Origin of the sequence: Roseateles sp. (assembly GCF_049240545.1) — a bacterium.
Taxonomy (GTDB): Bacteria; Pseudomonadota; Gammaproteobacteria; order Burkholderiales; family Burkholderiaceae_C; genus Paucibacter_A.
This window is the reverse complement of sequence record NZ_JBMLSK010000017.1, coordinates 1-18,681: the sequence shown is the minus strand read 5'-3', so window position 1 is coordinate 18,681 and position 18,681 is coordinate 1. Positions and strand designations below refer to the sequence as shown.

The 18,681-nt window shown below is 62.7% G+C and carries 13 protein-coding genes; 11 read left to right on the top strand and 2 right to left on the bottom strand.

Going from position 1 to position 18,681, the window contains the following annotated elements; genetic code table 11:
• Positions 1-9 precede the first annotated feature (9 nt).
• From ACOVRJ_RS01100 to argG, 3 genes are all read left to right on the top strand, one after another.
• The gene (locus ACOVRJ_RS01100) at positions 10-2,073 is read left to right on the top strand and encodes a prolyl oligopeptidase family serine peptidase (protein WP_422042064.1); all 2,064 of its coding nucleotides are present in this window, start codon (positions 10-12) and stop codon (positions 2,071-2,073) included.
• Entirely contained in the window at positions 2,066-2,923 is an 858-nt protein-coding gene (locus tag ACOVRJ_RS01095) for a DUF924 family protein (RefSeq protein ID WP_422042063.1), read from the top strand. Before ACOVRJ_RS01100 ends, ACOVRJ_RS01095 begins: the two co-directional genes overlap by 8 nt.
• A 102-nt stretch (positions 2,924-3,025) precedes the next feature.
• Positions 3,026-4,378 carry an argininosuccinate synthase gene (gene argG / locus ACOVRJ_RS01090; RefSeq protein ID WP_422042062.1) on the top strand — a complete coding sequence of 451 codons (1,353 nt, stop codon included), beginning with the start codon at positions 3,026-3,028 and terminating at the stop codon, positions 4,376-4,378.
• Positions 4,379-4,471: 93 nt separating this feature from the next.
• On the opposite strand, the gene murB is transcribed toward argG, so the two are convergent.
• On the bottom strand, positions 4,472-5,500 hold the full coding sequence (gene murB / locus ACOVRJ_RS01085) for a UDP-N-acetylmuramate dehydrogenase (RefSeq protein WP_422042132.1): 1,029 nt from the start codon (positions 5,498-5,500) through the stop codon (positions 4,472-4,474).
• 121 nt (positions 5,501-5,621) lie between these two features.
• Between murB and ACOVRJ_RS01080 the strand changes: the two genes are divergently transcribed.
• The 4 genes from ACOVRJ_RS01080 to ACOVRJ_RS01065 all read left to right on the top strand — a co-directional run bounded on the left by ACOVRJ_RS01080 (position 5,622) and on the right by ACOVRJ_RS01065 (position 10,860).
• A complete protein-coding gene (locus tag ACOVRJ_RS01080; RefSeq protein WP_422042061.1) occupies positions 5,622-6,116 on the top strand; it encodes a YajQ family cyclic di-GMP-binding protein in 495 nt (164 codons plus the stop codon).
• Positions 6,117-6,123: 7 nt separating this feature from the next.
• Complete coding sequence (locus ACOVRJ_RS01075) at positions 6,124-6,789, top strand: retropepsin-like aspartic protease family protein (protein WP_422042060.1); 666 nt, start codon at positions 6,124-6,126, stop codon at positions 6,787-6,789.
• Between the two features lie 109 nt (positions 6,790-6,898).
• Positions 6,899-9,751, top strand: coding sequence for an XrtA/PEP-CTERM system TPR-repeat protein PrsT (gene prsT, locus ACOVRJ_RS01070; RefSeq protein ID WP_422042059.1), 2,853 nt, complete (start codon positions 6,899-6,901; stop codon positions 9,749-9,751).
• A gap of 152 nt (positions 9,752-9,903) precedes the next feature.
• Positions 9,904-10,860: a PEP-CTERM sorting domain-containing protein gene (locus ACOVRJ_RS01065; RefSeq protein WP_422042058.1), complete on the top strand. Its 957-nt coding sequence runs from the start codon at positions 9,904-9,906 to the stop codon at positions 10,858-10,860.
• Between the two features lie 112 nt (positions 10,861-10,972).
• On the opposite strand, the gene ACOVRJ_RS01060 is transcribed toward ACOVRJ_RS01065, so the two are convergent.
• A complete protein-coding gene (locus ACOVRJ_RS01060) occupies positions 10,973-11,980 on the bottom strand; it encodes an isoaspartyl peptidase/L-asparaginase family protein (protein WP_422042057.1) in 1,008 nt (335 codons plus the stop codon).
• A gap of 219 nt (positions 11,981-12,199) precedes the next feature.
• Here ACOVRJ_RS01060 and ACOVRJ_RS01055 point away from each other — a divergent pair, with 219 nt between their 5' ends.
• From ACOVRJ_RS01055 to ileS, 4 genes are all read left to right on the top strand, one after another.
• Positions 12,200-13,000 carry a pseudouridine synthase gene (locus ACOVRJ_RS01055; protein ID WP_422042131.1) on the top strand — a complete coding sequence of 267 codons (801 nt, stop codon included), beginning with the start codon at positions 12,200-12,202 and terminating at the stop codon, positions 12,998-13,000.
• Positions 13,001-13,191: 191 nt separating this feature from the next.
• Positions 13,192-15,108 (top strand): response regulator, encoded by a 1,917-nt coding sequence (locus tag ACOVRJ_RS01050; protein WP_422042056.1) that lies wholly within the window; start codon positions 13,192-13,194, stop codon positions 15,106-15,108.
• A gap of 50 nt (positions 15,109-15,158) precedes the next feature.
• On the top strand, positions 15,159-16,181 hold the full coding sequence (locus ACOVRJ_RS01045) for a bifunctional riboflavin kinase/FAD synthetase (protein WP_422042055.1): 1,023 nt from the start codon (positions 15,159-15,161) through the stop codon (positions 16,179-16,181).
• A 156-nt stretch (positions 16,182-16,337) separates the two neighbouring features.
• On the top strand, positions 16,338-18,681 hold a 2,344-nt coding region (gene ileS / locus ACOVRJ_RS01040; protein ID WP_422042054.1), incomplete at its 3' end, for an isoleucine--tRNA ligase.

The following is an 18,681-nucleotide window of genomic DNA, read 5'->3' as shown; positions in this document are numbered from 1 at the left end:
CGATTTGACATGATTTCAGACACCGAAGACCCCTACCTCTGGCTCGAAGACATCGACAGCGAGCCAGCCATGGCCTGGGTCAAAGCGCGCAATGCCCATAGCTTGAAGGCGCTGCAAAGCGGGCCTCACTACGCAGCTTTGCGGACCGACTTTCTCGAGCTTTTGAACGCCAAAGACCGCATCCCATCGATCGAGCGATTGGGGCCTTGGCTGATGAACTTCTGGCAGGACGAGCAGCACAAGCGTGGCCTCTGGCGCCGTTGCACGCTGGAGGAGTACCGCAAGGTCGACCCCCAATGGCAAACGGTGCTGGACCTCGATGCCCTCGCCGCCGCCGAGGGCGAGAACTGGGTGTTCGCCGGCGCCCGCAGCCTGGGGCCGGACTACCAGCGCTGCTTGATTTCGCTGTCGCGCGGCGGTGCCGATGCCTGCGTGGTGCGTGAGTTCGATTTGCAAACTTTGCAATTCTTGCCCGAGGGCTTTGCGCTGCCCGAGGCCAAGAGTACGGTCACCTGGATCGATGCCGATCACATTTTTGTGGGCACCGACTTTGGCCCCGGCAGCCTGACCGATTCGGGCTACCCCCGCGTGATCAAACGCTGGACGCGCGGCACGCCGCTGAGCAGGGCCGAAACCGTGTTCGAGGCCGAGTCGCAGGACGTGATGGCCTGGGTGCATGTGGATCACACACCCGGCCATCAGCGCTGCAGCTTGGTGCGCGTCCTCGACTTCTACCGGCAAGAAGTCTCCCTGCTGCAGGCCAATGGCTCGCTGCTGCGGCTGGACTTGCCCACGGATCTGCAAGAGTGCTTCTGGGGGCGCTGGCTCTTGCTTCAGCCGCGCAGCGACTGGGCGGTGGGCGAACAGCGCTTTACCGCCGGCTCGCTGCTGATCAGCGATGCGGCCGACTTTCTGGCCGGCAAGCGCGACTTGAAGCTGCTATTTGCGCCCACGCCGACACGGGCCCTAGCCGGCTATACGCTGACCCGCGACCATGTGATCCTCAACATCAGTGACACCGTCGCCAGCCGCTTGGAGGAATGGTCCTTCGTCGACCCCGCGAAGCCTGAGCACCGCCACATTGAAGCGCCCTTCCCTGGTGCGATCAGCCTGTCCAGCCTTTACGACAATGAGTTGCAGGATGACGAACTGGGCGATCACTACCTGCTCAATTACGCGGATCTTTTGACCCCGAACACGCTGTTTTTGGCGCGTGCAGGCAGCGACGAGCGCCAGTTGCTGAAGGCCCGCAAGGCCCAGTTCGACAGCAGCGGCATGCGCACCGAGCAGCACTTTGCGAGCAGCGCCGATGGCACGCGCGTGCCCTACTTTGTGGTCTGGCCCCAAGGCGCCCAGGCCGATGGCGAGAACCCGACCCTGATGTATGGCTACGGCGGCTTCGAGTCCTCGCTGCTGCCCTGGTATTCGGCCGCTTTTGGGCGCGCTTGGTTGGCGCGTGGCGGAGTGCTGGTGTTGGCCAATATCCGCGGCGGCGGCGAATTCGGGCCTGCCTGGCACCAGGCCGCCGTCAAGGGCAATAAGCAGCGCAGCTATGACGACTTCATCGCCGTGGCCGAAGACTTGAGTAGCCGCAAGGTCTGCAGCCCGCGTCGACTGGCCATCATGGGCGGCAGCAATGGCGGACTCCTGGTCGGCGCTTGTTTTGTGCAACGTCCCGAGCTCTTCCAGGCGGTGGTCTGCCAGGTGCCGCTGCTGGACATGCGCCGCTACCACCGGCTCTTGGCCGGCGCCTCCTGGATGGCCGAATATGGCGACCCGGATCAGCCCAGCGACTGGGCCACCATCTCCCAGTACAGCCCCTACCATAACGTCGATCCTCAGGTGAACTATCCCAAGGTCTTGTTCACCACCTCAACACGCGATGACCGGGTGCACCCGGCCCATGCGCGCAAGATGGCGGCCAAGATGTTGGATCAAGGGCATGACTTGCTCTACTTCGAGAACATCGAAGGCGGCCACGGCGGCGCTGCAGACAATGAGCAAAGAGCCACGCTGCAAGCCTTGGAATACAGCTATCTCTGGCAGGAATTGGGAGCCCAAAACAATGAATGAAGCCTTGAACATCCACCACGACGCGAACCTTGGCCGCTTCAGCGCCAGCATCGACGGGCATGGCGTGGAACTGGACTATCGCCAACAGGGCGAGACCCTGGTCATCACCCACACCGGCGTGGCGCCGGCCCTGCAAGGTCGCGGCTTGGCGGCTCAACTGGTTGCCCATGCCCTGGCCTGGGCGGCACCTCAAGGCCTGCAAGTCGTGCCGGCCTGCAGCTATGTGGCCAGCTATTTGAAGCGCCATCCGCAATGGCAAGCCCTGACCCTCAAACCTGCGATTCAATCGGTGCTGAACTACTGGTTTGGCGCCTTGGGTAGCAGCGAGCAAGGCCAGATCCGCTCGCTTTGGTTTGTGAAAAGCGAAGCCACCGACGCCGACATCAAGGCGCGCTTTGAGCCTCTGGTGGAAGACGCCTTGGCCGGTCGCCTGGAGGACTGGTCAGAGACTGCCCTGGGCCGGCTGGCTCGCATCATTTTGTTGGACCAATTCACCCGCAATATCTATCGCGGACAAACGCGCTCTTTTGCAGGGGACGCGCGGGCCTTGCAAGACACCTTGCATTTGCTGGCGCAAGCGCAAGACCTGACCCTGACACCGCTGCAGCGCTGGTTTGCGCTGATGCCGTTGGAGCACGCCGAGGACATGGCCATGCAAGACCGCTCGGTCAGCGAGTTCACCAAGTTGGCCGCTCTCGACCCACGCTTGAGCGGTGCGCTGGACTACGCCCACAAGCACCGCGAGGTGATCGAGCGCTTTGGCCGCTATCCCCACCGCAACGCCATCCTCGGGCGTGCGTCCAGCGAAGCAGAATTGGCCTATCTGGCGCAGCCGGGTTCGGGCTTTTAGACGCCGGCCGATCGAGGCATTTCAAAACTGACAGAAAATACGCCCAAGCCTCGGTGCTCAGCGCCGGGTTTTGAGCGTCCTGTCCGATCCAACAAGCAGCCCATGTCAACCATTCTTCAGCAAATCCCCGTCGGCCAGAAGGTCGGTATCGCGTTCTCCGGAGGCCTGGACACCAGCGCCGCCCTGCACTGGATGCGCAACAAGGGCGCCATTCCCTACGCCTACACCGCCAATCTGGGCCAGCCGGATGAGCCGGACTATGACGAGATTCCACGCAAAGCCATGCAGTACGGCGCCGAAAAGGCCGTGTTGGTGGACTGCCGCGCCCAGCTGGTGCACGAAGGCATTGCCGCGCTGCAAAGCGGCGCCTTCCACATCAGCACCGCTGGCGTGACCTACTTCAACACCACGCCCATCGGCCGCGCCGTCACCGGCACCATGTTGGTGGCCGCCATGCAGGCCGACGATGTGAACATCTGGGGCGATGGCTCGACCTTCAAGGGCAATGACATCGAGCGCTTCTACCGCTATGGCTTGCTGACCAACCCTGCGCTGAAGATCTACAAGCCCTGGCTGGATCAGCAATTCATCGACGAGCTGGGCGGCCGCGCCGAGATGTCGGCCTTCATGAGCAAGGCCGGTTTTGGCTACAAGATGTCGGCCGAGAAGGCTTACTCCACCGATTCCAATCTGCTGGGCGCCACCCACGAGGCCAAGGATCTGGAGCACCTGAACAGCGGCATCAAGATCGTCAACCCCATCATGGGCGTGGCCTTCTGGAAGGACGATGTGGTGGTGAAGGCCGAGACCGTCACCGTGCGCTTTGAAGAAGGTCAGCCAGTCGCGCTGAACGGCGTGGAATTCAAGGACCCGGTCGAGCTGCTGCTGGAAGCGAATCGCATCGGCGGCCGCCACGGCCTGGGCATGAGCGACCAGATCGAAAACCGCATCATCGAAGCCAAGAGCCGCGGCATCTATGAAGCGCCCGGCCTGGCTCTGCTGCACATCGCTTACGAGCGCCTGCTGACCGGCATCCACAACGAAGACACCATCGAGCAGTACCGTATGAACGGTATGAAGCTCGGCCGTTTGCTCTACCAAGGCCGCTGGTTTGACCCGCAAGCCATCATGCTGCGCGAAAGCGCCCAGCGCTGGGTGGCGCGCGCCATCACCGGCGAAGTGGCCATCGAGCTGCGGCGCGGCAATGACTACTCGCTGCTGGACACCAAGAGCCCCAACCTGACCTACAAGCCCGAGCGTTTGAGCATGGAAAAGGTCGAGGACGCGCCGTTCTCGCCGCAAGACCGCATCGGCCAGCTGACCATGCGCAATCTGGACATCGTCGATACCCGCGACAAGCTGATGAACTACGCCAAGGTGGGTCTGCTCTCGCCGGCTACTACCAACAGCCTGCCGCAGTTGCAAGACGGCGCTGCCGCGGCCGACAAGAAGTAAGTTCTGTCCTTGACCTAAAGAAAGGGCTCAGCGGTCGCTGAGCCCTTTTCTATTTCTGAGGCGCATGCTGAGTCGAGAAACTCAGAGCCGCGTTCACAACATCACCGGCTCAGACTCAAGGCGAATGCCAAAGCGCCCGTACACGCTTTCTTGAATGGCGCGCGCCAACGTCACCACCTCGGCACCGCGCGCCTCGCCTCGGTTGACCAGCACCAAGGCCTGCTTTTCATAAACGCCGGCGCCACCGACGGTCTTGCCCTTCCAGCCACAGGCGTCAATCATCCAGCCCGCCGCCAGTTTGATGCCGCCATCCGGCATGGGGTAGTGCACGATGCAGGGATCACGGCCGATGATGTCGCGGCATTGCTCCGGCGTCACAACCGGGTTTTTGAAGAAGCTGCCGGCATTTCCGATCACGGCCGGGTCCGGCAGCTTGGCGCGCCGAATCTGGCAGACCCAATCAAAGATCTGCCGCGCGCTGGGCTCGCTGATGCCGGTCTCGGCCATCTTGCGCTCCAACTCCAAATAACCCAGCGCCGGCCGCCAAGGTTTGGGCAAGGCCAAACGCACCCGGGTGATGACGCATTTACCAGCCAAGCCGCCGAAGTCGCTTTGCTTGAAGACGCTGTCGCGATAGCCAAAGCGGCAGACCGAGGCGGGCAAGAGCACGGTGCGGCCCGTCGTCAGGTCCACCACTTCAACGCTGTCGAGCCGGTCTTTCAATTCCAGGCCGTAAGCCCCGATGTTTTGCACCGGCGACGCGCCCACGGTGCCGGGGATCAGCGCCATGTTCTCCAGGCCCGGATAACCCGCGTCCACCGACCACCGCACCAACTCATGCCAGGGCACGCCCGCGCCAGCCTCGATAATCCAGGCGTCCTCACGCTCTTCCAGCAGGCGCAAACCAGGAATCTCCATCTTCAGCACCACGGCCTCGATGTCTTTGGTCAAAACGATATTGCTGCCGCCCCCCAAGACAAACTTGGGCGCGCGGCCCAGCTTCGGATGATCAACCACGCGGCGCACATCGGCCACCTCGCGAATCCGCACCAGGCAATGGGCGGTGGCGGGCAAGCCAAATGTGTTGAAGGGCTTCAGATTGACCGCATGCTCCAGCAGCAATTCTTGGCTCCCGGGCTTGAGCGGTTCAGTGGGGGGATTTACAGCTTGTTCCTGCATGGCAGAATTTTCCCAGATCAACCGGGCTATCCTTGCCGGACCCGCCCACAACTCATAAATAAACATGCCCAGCTTTGACACCACCCTCGAACCCGATATGGTCAAGATCAAACATGGCGTTGAAACCAGCGCCAAAGAGATCTCGACCCGCTTTGACTTCAAAGGCACGCCGGCCGAAGTCCAACTGAAAGACAAAGAAAAAGAAATCCACGCCGTCGGCAACAGCGATTTCCAGCTGGAGCAGATCGAGGCGGTGCTCTACTCCAAGCTGATCAAGCAAGGCGTGGTCATCAGCTTCCTGGACAAGCAGGAAAAGATCGAGAAGCTCGGCGGCGACAAAGTGCGCCAGGTCTACAAGATCAAGAACGGCATCGAGTCCGATCTGGCCAAGAAGATCGTGGCCGCCATCAAGAACGCCAAGCTCAAGGTGCAGGGCTCGATTCAGGGTGACACGGTGCGCGTCACCGGCAAGAACCGTGACGACCTGCAAGTCGGCATCGCCTTGCTGAAGAAAGAGTTTGCCGACGTGCCGCTGGACTACGGCAACTTCCGCGACTGAGTGAGTCATGAGCGGCGCGCGCCTCGCCCCTACCGGCTGCTTGGCTGGGCTGCTGCTCTTCAGCGTTGCCGCGCAGGCACAAGGCCCCGTCGTCGCCTTCAACGGCAGCCTGGGCAGCAAGGCGGCGCTGTTGATGATTGATGGCGAAGCCCGCACCGTGCCGGTCGGCGAAACGGTACGCGGTGTGCGCCTGCTCTCGCTCGCCGACGGTCAAGCCCAGATCGAGGCGGGTGGCCGCCGCTACACCCTGCAAATGGGCGCCTCACCCGGACGCATTGGCGACGCCGCGGCGGTCAGCAACACCCGGCGCAAGATCGTCTTGAGCTCCGGCCCCGGCGGGCACTTCACCACCGCCGGCAGCATCAATGGCCAAAGCACCCAGTTTCTGGTGGACACCGGCGCCACGGCGATTTCCATCAGCCAAACGGAAGCTGAACGCATGCAGCTCAAGTTCTTGAGTGGTCGACGTGTGATGACCCAAACGGCAAACGGCACCGTACCCGCGCATCTGCTCATGCTGGATCTGGTGCGCGTCGGAGATGTGGAGATTCGCCAGGTCGAGGCCATCGTCGTGCCTGGGCAGATGAGCCATGTCTTGCTCGGCAATAGCTTTTTGACTCGCTTCCAAATGAAACGGGACAACGACGTACTGACGCTGGACTTGCGCTATTGATCGCCCGACCCTTGCGTTCACCACTGCAATTCGGCCAAGCATGAATAATTTCACCTGGGCACCGACTTGCAGACTCACCCACCCCGCTTGAACTCCCGATACTGACGAGATGCGCCTCCAAAAATCACCCACCCCTTCCAGCAAGCCCACGGCCGCCTCCAGCCTAGGCCTGCGTCCTGCCATTTTGGCCACGGCCCTTGCCACCCTGGCAATGCTGTCCCATTCGGCTTGGGCCACACCCGAGAAGGCCGCCGCCTTTTACGAAGATGCCTTGAAGCGCTTTGAAGCGGGAGATTTGGATAGCGCCAGCATCCAGTTGAAGAACAGCCTTCAGCAGGACAAGAAGATGCTTGCCGCCCACCTCTTGTTGGGCAAGGTCTTGCTGGCCAAGGGCGAGTACGGAGCCGCCGAAGCCGCCTTGGCCGAAGCGCTGAAGCAAGGCGTTAGCCGCAGCGAGGTGGTGGTCTCGCTGGGCCAGCTTTATCTGGTCACGGGCGAGCGCAAGCGCGTGTTGGATGAGATCCAAGTCACCGGCATGCCCTCTGCCGTTCAAGCCGACATTCTGACCCTGCGCGGCTCTGCCTTTGCAGGTCTTGGCAATGTGGCGCAAGCGAGCAAATCGTTCGCCGAAGCACGCGCGCTGAAGCCGAGCGCGGCCGCTCCCTGGATCGCCGAAGCCCCCTTGCTGATGCGTCAGGGTGAAGCAGAAAAAGCCAAGGCCGCGGCCACCAAAGCCGTGGAACTGGAACCCAGGAATGCCTCCGGCTGGTACACGCTGGGCATGACCTTGCTCAACCTCCAGGACTACAAAGGCGCCTTGGCCGCCCATGAAAAAGCCTTGGCGCTGAATGAAAAGCAGGTCGACTCTCGGGTCGCCCGCGCCTCCTTGCTGATGATCCTGGGCCGCGAGAAAGAGGCCGAGAAAGACATCGACCTCTTGGATGGCTGGGGCGTGATGGACCCCCGCGCCTCCTATGTCCGCGCTGTTTTGGCGGCAAGCCGAGGCGACACCAACACGGCGCGCACCGCATTCGCCAAAACGGCCGAACTGGTGGACGGCCAAAAGCCCTCGTCCCTGGCGGGCAATGACCCAGTCTTGTTGGCCGGGGCTTTGGCGCACAAAGCCCTCGACAACAACGAAAAAGCAAAAGGCTATCTGGACACCTTGCTGACGCTGAACCCCAGGCATTTCAGCGCTCAATTGCTGCTCGGCGGCATCCTCATCGACAGCAAAGACTACTCACGCGCCGCCACCCTGTTGGAAGGTGCCCAACGCGCGGCCCCGAACGATCCGCAGGTACAGATGCTGCTCGGCAGCCTGCAGATGGCGCGCAAGCAGTATCTGCGCGCCAGCGAGCACTTTGAGAGGGCCGCCAAAACCAACGCAACGCCTGAAGCGCGGCGCGAGTTGGCCTTCAGTCAGCTGGGCATGGGCCAAGAGCGAGTAGGCCTGTCCAATCTGGAGGCCTACTTTGCAGGCAACCCATCTGACCTGCGGGCAGGGATTCAACTGGCCATGAGCTTGCTCAATCAAGGCAAACCGACTCAAGCCCTTCAGACCGCCAACGCGATGGCCAAGGCGGATGCAGGCAACCTGACCCTACGAAACTTCCTCGGCAATATTCAGGGCCGCGTGGGTGACAAAAAAGCCGCCCGGCAGACTTTTCAGCAAATCCTGATCAAGGACGTCAATTTCAAGCCCGCCGCCGTGAATCTGAGCTGGTTGGACATTGAAGAACGGCGCTTCGACGAGGCCCGAACTCGCCTGAGGTCCTGGCTGAATCGGGACAAGAAGGACACCGAGCTCTTGTTTCAACTCGGCGTTCTCGAGATTCGCGCCGGCCGTTTGGCAGAAGCCCAGGAGCATCTTCAGGCCGCCAATGACTTGCAAAGAAACGACCCCAGGGCCGGCTTGACGCTGATCGAGTTGTTCCTGAGCCAGCAGCAAACCGACAAAGCGATTGCCATCGGCAAGACCCTGAACGCCAAGCTACCCAATCGCCCGCCGATATTGCTCGCGCTGGGCCGCGCCTACTTGGCCGCCGGTGACAAAACCAGCGCGCGAACCCTGTTTCAAGACGCAGGACGCTTTGCCGACATTGAAGTCGCTCAACAAGTGCATATTGGTCGACTGCAAATCCTGGCCGACAACCTGCCAGGGGCGGCCTACAGCGCGGAAAAAGCCCTGCAGGCCGACCCCAATGACCTGCAAGCCTTGATCTTCCAGGTCGAGGTCGAAGCGCAAAAGGGTGATCAAGCCAAGTTGGACGCCGCACTCAGAACGATGAACGCCAAGCATGCCGGCAGCGTCGGCGCCTTGCTGACCAATGGCAATATCGCCATGTTGCGGCGGCAGTTTCCAGCGGCGCAAGCCGCCTATCGCCAAGTCCTGGAAAAAGCCCCGAGCAGCAATCACGTGATGCTCCTGGCCCAAGCCTTCACCGCGGCCGGCGAGCAAGACAAGGCCCTGGCCTTGATTGAAGCCCAAGCCAAGAAGATGCCCAAAGAAACCGGCCTGCTGCGGGCGACGGCCGAGTTGCAAGCCGCGATGGGCAAAAACGATGCCGCCGCCAAGAGCTTTGTGCAACTGCTGGCCATTACACCCAAGGATGCCGGGGTGATGAGCCGCTACGCCGTCTTGCTGCAACGCATGGGGGACGCCAAAGCGCTCAGCACGGCGGAGCAAGCGCTGCAACTGGCGCCCGGCAGCGCCGAGGCCTTAGACACCTTGGGCTGGGTGTTGGCGCTGCAAGGCAAACATGAGCCGGCGCTGCGCCACCTGCGCGAAGCGCGGCTGAGAGACCCCAACAGCGGCACCATTCGCTTCCACCTGGCTTTCGCCTTATCCAAGTCCGGCCGCAAGGCAGAAGCCAAAGATGAACTCACCACGGCACTGAACTCCCCCAGCCGCCCGGAGGACTCCAAGGAACTGCGCGCCTTGAAACTCGAGTTGGGCCTCTAGGGAAAACCAGAACTCCTTCACGCCAATCCCGTTTGGCGTGAGGATTCACACCGCGCACCCCGCGTTCGAGGGGTTGTTCCCATGAAACAAGCCGTTACGATCCAGCACAGAATCAAAACCTCGCTGCGCAAGCACCAACAGGCTCAAACACCATGAAACTCTCCTTCCCTGCCGCCAAGACCGCTCTGTTTTGCCATGCAGCCGCAGTTGCAGTGCTGAGCCTGAGCGCGGGCCTGAGCCACGCCCAAGTGACATCACAAGCCGTGACCCTCCAAGAGGGCAACCTTGGCACCCAGTTCCGTTCGGAAAACCTGACCTTCGGCGAAAAGGTCGACAAGAACCCGGCCACCTTGGGGGCGAGCAGCTACAAGGAAAGCAGCAACGGTGCTTCGTTTTGGGTCTATTGCCTGGATCCATTGACCTCGATTTCCTCCCCGCTGAATTACACCAAATTGACCGGCTCGGGCAATTCCGCGCTGAACCAATTCATCAGCGGCACTGGTGCAGCCTCCGCTGTAACCACCTACAACGAGCAGTTTGACAAGAACGTTTACACCAATGTGGCCACAGGAAAAGCAGGCGTCGCCAACAGCGGATACCTTGATCAAACCTCAAGTGCCGGCAATGCGCGTGTCTTGAGCAAGGTCACCGATTTGTTCAGCTACGCCTACGCCGATGCGACGCTGAGCAACAATTCGATCAAATCCGCTGCTTTCCAGTACGCGCTGTGGGAAGTCTTGGGCGACACCAAGGGGACTACGGGCAGCTGGATTAACTACAACGCGACGACTGGCGGTCTGCGCGAAGGCACGACCTGGGGCGGGGCAACTGATCTCGCATCCAAGGGTTCAAATGGCTACAGCAATGCACTGCAAGCCCAAATCAACACCTACCTGACCGCCTTGAATACCAATGTCTGGACAGGCATTGGTGCCGGCAAGGCCACCAACTACACCTTCACGGTGTACAACTCGTCCGCGACCCAAACCCTGGTCAGCGTGAGGCCTCAGAGCAACGGCGTGCCGGAGCCAGGCTCCTTGGCCCTGGCGGGTCTGGCTTTGTTCGGCGTGGTCTATATCCGCCGCCAGAACAAGGCCAAGCACGGCTAATCAAGACTCTGCGCTCCTGCGCTTGAAAGCGGCCCTTGTGGCCGCTTTTTGTTTTTCAGCTTGCCGCAGCGGCCACGTTTGAGCACATCTCTCGCCGGCTCGTCTCGGCAGTTCATCCCGGCAGTTCATCTCGGTAAATGGCCACCACCGGGACCTCACCCACCCGCGCATAGCCGCGGTACATGCCTTCGGAGTTGAAGCACAGGCTCAGCGCCCCGCTGGCGGACAAGGCGATCAAGCCGCCGCTACCGCCCACGCGAGGCAAGCTGCCGTACACCACCCGCTCGGCGGCAGCCGCCACGTCCAGGCCCAGGTACGCCATCTGCGCCGACACATCAAAGGCCGCGCAGCTGCGCATAAAGGCCTCGCCGGTGCCGGTACAAGACACCGCCACCGTCGCATCATTGGCATAGCAGCCGGCGCCGATGATGGGGGAGTCGCCCACCCGGCCGACCTGCTTATTGGTCATGCCGCCGGTGGACGTGGCAGCGGCCAAATGCCCATTCGCATCCAGGGCAACGGCGCCCACCGTGCCAGTCTTGCTGCGCTCATCGATCGGCCCGCTGGCGGCTGCACTTGCCGCCAGATGCTGGCCATCGTGATCCAGCAGCGCGCCGCCCTGCGCTTGTTGAGCGCGCCGCAGTTGCTCCAGACGGGCCGTGGTGCCAAACCATTCGGGCTCGACCTGTTCCAAGCCTTGCGCCGCCGCAAAGGCATCGGCCGCCGAGCCCATGAACATCAGATGCTCGCTGTGCTGCATCACCGCCCGCGCGGCCAGCACCGGGTTGCGGGTCCGGCTCACCCCAGCCACCGCGCCGGCTTGCACCGTGCTGCCGTCCATCACGCTGGCGTCTAACTCGTGCGTACCGGCGGCGGTATAGACCGCACCACGCCCGGCATTGAAGAGCTCGCACTCCTCCAGCCGGCGCACCGCTTCAACCGCCACATCGAGCGCGCTGACACCTGCCGCCAGTTGGTTCTGGCCTGCATCCAAAATCGAACGCAGAGCCTCGAGGTATTCAGCTTCCTTGCCCGCACTCATCTGGCTGCGCAACAAGGTGCCAGCACCACCATGAATGGCAAGCACGGGAACGGGTCGCTTGTTTGAGGTCTGCGTCATAGGTTCTTCCTTGGGCCATTTGCGAGTCTGTTCACTTGCTGCTGGAAGGTGCGTGCCACCCCAGCGCTGGGGTTCACAGCTTAGCTGGCCTGGGCTTGAGTGCTTGCTCCATGGCCAAGCGAAGATGGCCTGCAATTCAAAAATGATCGCCCCAACCATCCAAGGGCTCAAACAGCCCAGCAAGGCCAAGAGCCGCTGAGGGACAATACCGGCATGAAGATGCACATTGCCCAAATTCTGTTTACCCAAGGCTTCGGCAGCCGTCGCCTGTGTTCCGGCCTCTTGTTCAACGGCGAGGTCAGCATCAAGGGCGAGATCTTGAACGACCCCTGGGAAGAGTTCGAAACCGAGGGCCTGGAGTTTGAGGTCAGTGGCAAGACCTGGCCCTATCACGAGAAGGCCTTGATCCTGCTTAACAAGCCCAGCGGCTATGAATGCTCACGCAAGCCCAAGCACCACCCCAGCGTGATGAATCTCTTGCCCGCGCCTTTGCGTGAGCGCGATGTACAGCCCATCGGCCGCTTGGACGAAGACACCACCGGCCTGCTGCTGCTGACCGATGACGGCGCCTTGATCCACAAGCTGACCAGCCCCAAGCACCATGTGCCCAAGGTCTATGAGGCCACCTGCAAGCATCCCGTCACACCCGAGATGGTGGCGCAACTGCTGGCCGGCGTGGAACTGCGCGAGCCCGAGCCGAGCAAGCCGGTCGTGGTGGCAGGCGCGTCCGGCAGAAGCTCGGTGAAATCCCCGGGCAAGCCGGCAGGCAAGCCCGAACGCACAACGCCTTACCTACCGGAAAGCGTGCGCGCCGAAGGCGCCGAGAGCTTTGGCACCCACGGTCTGCGCCTGACCCTGATCGAGGGCAAGTACCACCAGGTCAAGCGCATGGTGGCTGCCGTGGGAAATCGGGTTGAGAGCCTGCATCGCCCGCAGTTCGGCGCCCTGACTTTGCCGACCGATTTGAAGCCGGGCGAATGGTGCTGGATCAACAGCCCCAACCGAATCACACCCAAGTAACAGTTTGATGACCCTCAAACAAACTCGGGGTTTGCCCGCAAAACTGCGGCGTTAGCGCGACGTCCAGGGTTGATCCCGATCAATCTGTAACAAAGTGCCTGTAGAACCTCGGCTGGAGAGCGGGAGCATCAGACTCACCGCCTTCGAGTCACCCCCAGAGAGGTGACCGGTTTCCGAGGGAATACACACTTATGACAGCAGAACCTGGCTCAGCACAGGTGAGCGAAAACACGGGCCCCGATATCGCCGAGCAGGTGCGGTCGGAGCAATTGGCCGCGCTTTATGAGCGCACCATGATGCCGACCTTGATGGGCCTGGTGTTCAGCCTGTTTCCGGTCGTTTTGCTCTGGGATCACCTGCCCAAAGCCCTGCTGCTCGGTTGGCTGCTCGCACGCGCGCTGATGAGCGCCACGCGTTGTTGGGATCTGCTGCGCTTTCGCGCATTTCAGGCGACTGAACCCAAACATGCCGAGTTCGCGCGCTGGCGCACCCGCTTCCTGGTCTTGCTGGCGCTCGACTCCCTCACCTGGGGCGCGATGGGCTGGTTCTTCCATGTACCGGCCGCGCCGCAACTGGAAGGCCTATTGCTGGCCTGCATGGTGGGCCTGAGCGCCATCGGCCTGTTTTCCCTCGGGGGCCGCATGCACGCCAATTTGGTGTTCTGCGCCCTGGCCATCGGCCCATTGGCTGCCTATCACTTCAGCTTGGGCGACCCACAAGGCGCCCTCACCGGCTTGAGCCTGCTGGCCTTCGTCGCCATTGCGCTGAAAGAGTCCCGCGGTATTGATGCCCGAGCGACCGAACTGCTGCGCCTGCGTTTTGCGACCGATTGGCTGGCCCAGCAGCGCCAGCAAGCCCTGCAATCCGCGGAGCACTCCAGCAGCAGCAAGAGTCGCTTTGTGGCGGTCATGAGCCACGAAATCCGCACGCCGCTCAATGGCATTTTGGGCATGACTCAGTTGTTGGAACGCACCCAACTGGACGGCCAACAGCGCGAACAAGTCGACATCATGCGGCGCTCCGGCCAGCACCTGCTGGCTTTGGTCAATGACATCCTCGACCTGGCCCGCATCGAATCCGGCAAGTTGGCCGTAGACGCCGGGCCGGTGCATGTGCGCGAGACCGTCGATGACGTCTGCCGCTTGCTCGGCGAGACCGCCCGCGACAAGGGCCTGGACTTCACGCTCAGCCTGAGCCCGGCCTTGCCGCCCTACGCCCTGGGCGACGCCTCGCGCATCAAGCAGGTGTTGCACAACCTGATCGGCAACGCGATCAAGTTCACCGAACGCGGCCAAGTCACGGTTGAGGTCAGCCCCACCCTGGACATGCGTGCCGGCACGTTGCTGCGCTTTGCGGTGCGCGACACCGGCGAGGGCATCGCTGCCGATCAAATGGAGCGCGTCTTCGCCCCTTTCGAGCAAGCCGAGGCTCATGGCCAGCAACAACGGCCGCGCCGCCAAGACGGCACCGGCCTGGGCCTGACCATTTCGCGCGAACTGGCCCGGGCCATGGGCGGCGATTTGCGCTGCAGCTCGGTGCTGGGTCAAGGCTCGCTGTTCGAGTTCACCCTGCCCTTGCAGCCTTGTGCGGAGCCATCTTCAAGCCGCCAGCGCCCGGCGATGCAACCCGGTCCGGCGACCACCCTTGCCCTCGAACTCGAGCCCAAGCACAGCCTCGGTGCCAAACGCGGCAGCAGCGCCATTCCCAGCGTCCCAAGCCTCAGCGGACGGGTCTTGCTGGTGGATGACAGCATGGTCAACGTCTTGGTCGCCTCCTCCATGCTGGAAAGCTGCGGCCTGCAGGTCGACCAGGCCGAGGATGGCCTGGAAGCGCTGGAACGATTGGAAGCCCAGGCCTATGACCTCGTCCTGATGGACTGCCAGATGCCGAAAATGGATGGCTTCGAAGCGACCCGCCGCTGGCGCGCGCTGGAGCGCAACCGCTTTTTGGGGCATGTGCCCATCGTGGCCCTGACCGCCAGTGCAGTGAACGGCGACCGGGAGCGCTGCATCCAATGCGGCATGGACGACTATCTCGTGAAGCCTTTCGAGATGGATGATCTGGTGGCCGTGGTGCGCCGTCATTTGCAGGTCAACGCCTTGGTTTGAGCCCAACTCCGCCAAGCTCAAGCTTTGGCGGCCGAAGGATAATCGCCGCCATGCATGTTTTTCGCGGCTTCCACCACCCCGGCATTGCGCCCGCCTGCGCGCTGACCATCGGCAACTTCGACGGCGTTCACCGTGGCCATCAGGCCATGTTGGCGCTACTGAAATCTGAGGCCTCGCACCGCGGGCTGCCCTCTTGTGTGATGACCTTCGAGCCGCATCCACGCGATTACTTCGCCGCCAAGCTCGGCAAGCCCGAACTGGCACCGGCACGCATCGCCACGCTGCGCGACAAGCTCAGCGAACTGGAGCGCTGCGGCATCGACCAGGCCGTGGTTCTACGTTTTGATGCGGCCCTGGCTTCGCTGAGCGCGCAAGACTTCATCCATCAGGTCTTGATCCAAGGGCTGAATGCTAAATACATCTTGGTCGGCGACGATTTTCGCTTTGGCGCCAAACGCCAGGGCGACTACGCCACCTTGGACGCGGCCGGGCGCCAGCAAGGCTTTGATGTGGCGCGCATGATGAGTTACGAGGTGCACGGCCTGCGTGTCAGCAGCTCCGCCGTGCGCGAGGCACTGGCCGCCGGCGATATGGCCGCCAGCGCGCGCTTGCTGGGCCGCCCTTATGCAATCTCCGGCCATGTGGTGCATGGACAAAAACTGGGGCGCAGCCTGGGGGAATCCAGCCCCGGCGCGCTGGATGGCTTTCGCACGCTGAATCTGCGCTTTGCTCACGACAAGCCGGCCGCCCACGGCATTTTTGCGGTGCGCACCCATGGCTTGAGCGAGCAGCCGCTGGACGGCGTGGCCTCGCTCGGCGTGCGGCCCACGGTGGAGGACGCCGGCCGCGTGCTGCTGGAAGTTCATTGCCTGGACTGGCCGGCCGAGCTCGGCAACAACGGGGCCTACGGTAAACTCGTGCGCGTGGAACTGCTTCATAAACTTCGCGACGAAGCCCGCTACGACGGGCTGCCCGCCTTGACGGCCGCCATCCGGCAGGATGTGACGGACGCGCGAGCCTTTTTGGCCACCCATGCCGCCATGCGGCGCCAGACCACACGCGATCGAATTTGACGCTGGCGGGGTCTTGCCGCCCCTTTGGCTTGGTTTTGATTCACCTCGAACTCAAAACAGGTCGCCCGCACCGGCAGCCTGAGCTGCTCCCCCACCCCGCTACGGCGCCCCGCAAATGCGCGCAGCGCCCTCGAATGCACAAGTTCTGGACCCCTCATGAGCACCGATAAAAAAGACTACCGCGCCAGCCTGAATCTGCCCGACACGCCCTTCCCCATGCGGGGCGATCTGCCCAAGCGCGAGCCGGGCTGGGTGAAGGCCTGGGAAGAACAAGGCACTTACAAGAAGCTGCGCGACGCCCGCTGCGGCGCGCCCAAGTTCGTGCTGCATGACGGCCCGCCCTATGCCAACGGCCAGATCCACATCGGCCACGCTGCGAACAAAATCCTCAAGGACATGATCGTCAAGGCGCGCCAGCTGGAAGGCTTTGACGCGGCCTACATCCCCGGCTGGGACTGCCACGGCCTGCCGATCGAAAACCAGATCGAAAAAACCTTCGGCCGCGGCCTGCCACGCGACGAGGTGCAAGCCAAGAGCCGCGCCTATGCCGGCGAGCAGATCGACGCACAGCGCGCCGACTTCAAGCGCCTGGGCGTACTGGGCGAATGGGACCGCCCCTACCGCACCATGGACTTCAAGAACGAGGCCGGTGAGATCCGCGTCTTGAAGCGCTTGTTCGAGCGCGGCTTTGTGTATCGCGGCCTGAAGCCCGTCTACTGGTGCTTCGACTGCGGCTCCTCGCTGGCCGAGTTCGAGATCGAGTACCAAGACAAGCAAAGCCCGGCGGTGGACGTGGCCTTCTTGAGCGCCGAGCCCGAGAAGCTGGCTGCGGCCTTCGGCTTGCCCAAGCTGGACAAAGAAGCCTTCACTGTCATCTGGACCACCACGCCCTGGACCATCCCGGCCAATCAGGCGCTGAACCTGAACCCGGAGCTGGTCTACGCCCTGGTAGACACGCCGCGCGGCATCTTCATGGTGGCCGAAGCGCTGGTGGAGAAATGCCTGGCCCGCTGGAAGCTCGAAGGCTCGGTGCTGGCCACCAGCGTCGGCAAGAACCTGGCGATGCTGAAGTTCAAGCATCCGCTGGCCCATGTGGACGCCGGCTTTGATCGGACCAGCCCCGTCTATCTGGCCGACTACGCCACCGCCGAAGACGGCACCGGCGTTGTGCACTCGGCGCCTGCCTACGGCTTGGACGACTTCCAGAGCTGCATCAGCCACGGCATGGCCTTCAAGGACATCTTGAACCCGGTGCAGGGCAATGGCCAGTACGAGGCCGAGCTGCCGCTGTTCGGCGGCCTGCACATCTGGAAGGCCAACCCGGTAATCGCCGAGGCGCTGGAGAACGCCGGCCGCCTGCTCTCGCATGTGAAGATCACCCACAGCTACCCGCATTGCTGGCGCCACAAGACGCCGGTGATCTACCGCGCCGCCGCCCAGTGGTTTGTGCGCATGGACGAGGGCGAAGGCCTGTTCGCGGTGGACCGCGCCGAAAGAACCCTGCGCCAGACCGCTCTGGAAGCCATCGACGCCACCAGCTTCTACCCCGAGAACGGCCGCGCCCGTCTGCGCGACATGATCGCCGGCCGCCCTGACTGGTGCATCTCGCGCCAGCGCAGCTGGGGCGTGCCGCTGCCGATCTTCCTGCACAAGGACTCGGGCCTGCCGCACCCCAAGACGCTGGAGTTCATCGAGCGCGCCGCCGTCATCGTCGAGGCCGGCGGTGTCGAGGCCTGGGCCAAGCTGGATCCGGCCGAGTGGCTGGGCGCCGAAGCAGCCGAGTACAGCAAGGGCAGCGACATCCTGGACGTCTGGTTTGACTCCGGTTCGACCTTCCAACATGTGTTGAACGGCAGCCACGCCGGCGCGGCACATGCGCAAGGCCCCGAGGCTGATCTGTATCTGGAAGGCCATGACCAGCACCGCGGCTGGTTCCACAGCTCGCTGCTGATCGGCTGCGCGCTCTACGGTCGCGCGCCCTACAAGGGCTTGCTGACGCACGGCTTCGTTGTGGACGGTGCGGGCCGCAAGATGAGCAAGTCGGTGGGCAATGTGGTGGCGCCGCAAACCGTCAGCGAAAAAATGGGTGCCGAGATCATCCGCCTGTGGTGCGCCTCGACCGACTACTCGGGCGATTTGGGTCTGGATGACAAGATCCTGGCCCGCGTGGTGGACGCCTACCGCCGCATCCGCAACACCTTGCGCTTCCTTCTGGCCAATGTGAGCGACTTCGACCCGGCCACCGATGCCGTGCCGCTGGATCAGCTGCTGGAAGTGGACCGCTTCGCCCTGGCTCGCGCGGCGCAGATGCAAGCCGACATCCTGGCGCATTACCAGCGCTATGAGTTCCACCCGGTGGTCGCCAAGTTGCAGGTTTATTGCTCGGAAGACCTGGGCGCTTTCTACCTGGACGTGCTGAAGGATCGTCTCTACACCACCGCGCCCAAGAGCCTGGCGCGCCGCTCGGCCCAGACCGCGCTGTGGCACCTGACCCACGGCA

Coding starts and splice junctions, on each gene's coding strand:
- ACOVRJ_RS01100 (WP_422042064.1), top strand. CDS start 10: ATGATTTCAGACACCGAAGACCCCTACCTCTGGCTCGAAGACATCGAC.
- ACOVRJ_RS01095 (WP_422042063.1), top strand. CDS start 2,066: ATGAATGAAGCCTTGAACATCCACCACGACGCGAACCTTGGCCGCTTC.
- argG (WP_422042062.1), top strand. CDS start 3,026: ATGTCAACCATTCTTCAGCAAATCCCCGTCGGCCAGAAGGTCGGTATC.
- ACOVRJ_RS01080 (WP_422042061.1), top strand. CDS start 5,622: ATGCCCAGCTTTGACACCACCCTCGAACCCGATATGGTCAAGATCAAA.
- ACOVRJ_RS01075 (WP_422042060.1), top strand. CDS start 6,124: ATGAGCGGCGCGCGCCTCGCCCCTACCGGCTGCTTGGCTGGGCTGCTG.
- prsT (WP_422042059.1), top strand. CDS start 6,899: ATGCGCCTCCAAAAATCACCCACCCCTTCCAGCAAGCCCACGGCCGCC.
- ACOVRJ_RS01065 (WP_422042058.1), top strand. CDS start 9,904: ATGAAACTCTCCTTCCCTGCCGCCAAGACCGCTCTGTTTTGCCATGCA.
- ACOVRJ_RS01060 (WP_422042057.1), bottom strand. CDS start 11,980: ATGACGCAGACCTCAAACAAGCGACCCGTTCCCGTGCTTGCCATTCAT.
- ACOVRJ_RS01055 (WP_422042131.1), top strand. CDS start 12,200: ATGCACATTGCCCAAATTCTGTTTACCCAAGGCTTCGGCAGCCGTCGC.
- ACOVRJ_RS01050 (WP_422042056.1), top strand. CDS start 13,192: ATGACAGCAGAACCTGGCTCAGCACAGGTGAGCGAAAACACGGGCCCC.
- ACOVRJ_RS01045 (WP_422042055.1), top strand. CDS start 15,159: ATGCATGTTTTTCGCGGCTTCCACCACCCCGGCATTGCGCCCGCCTGC.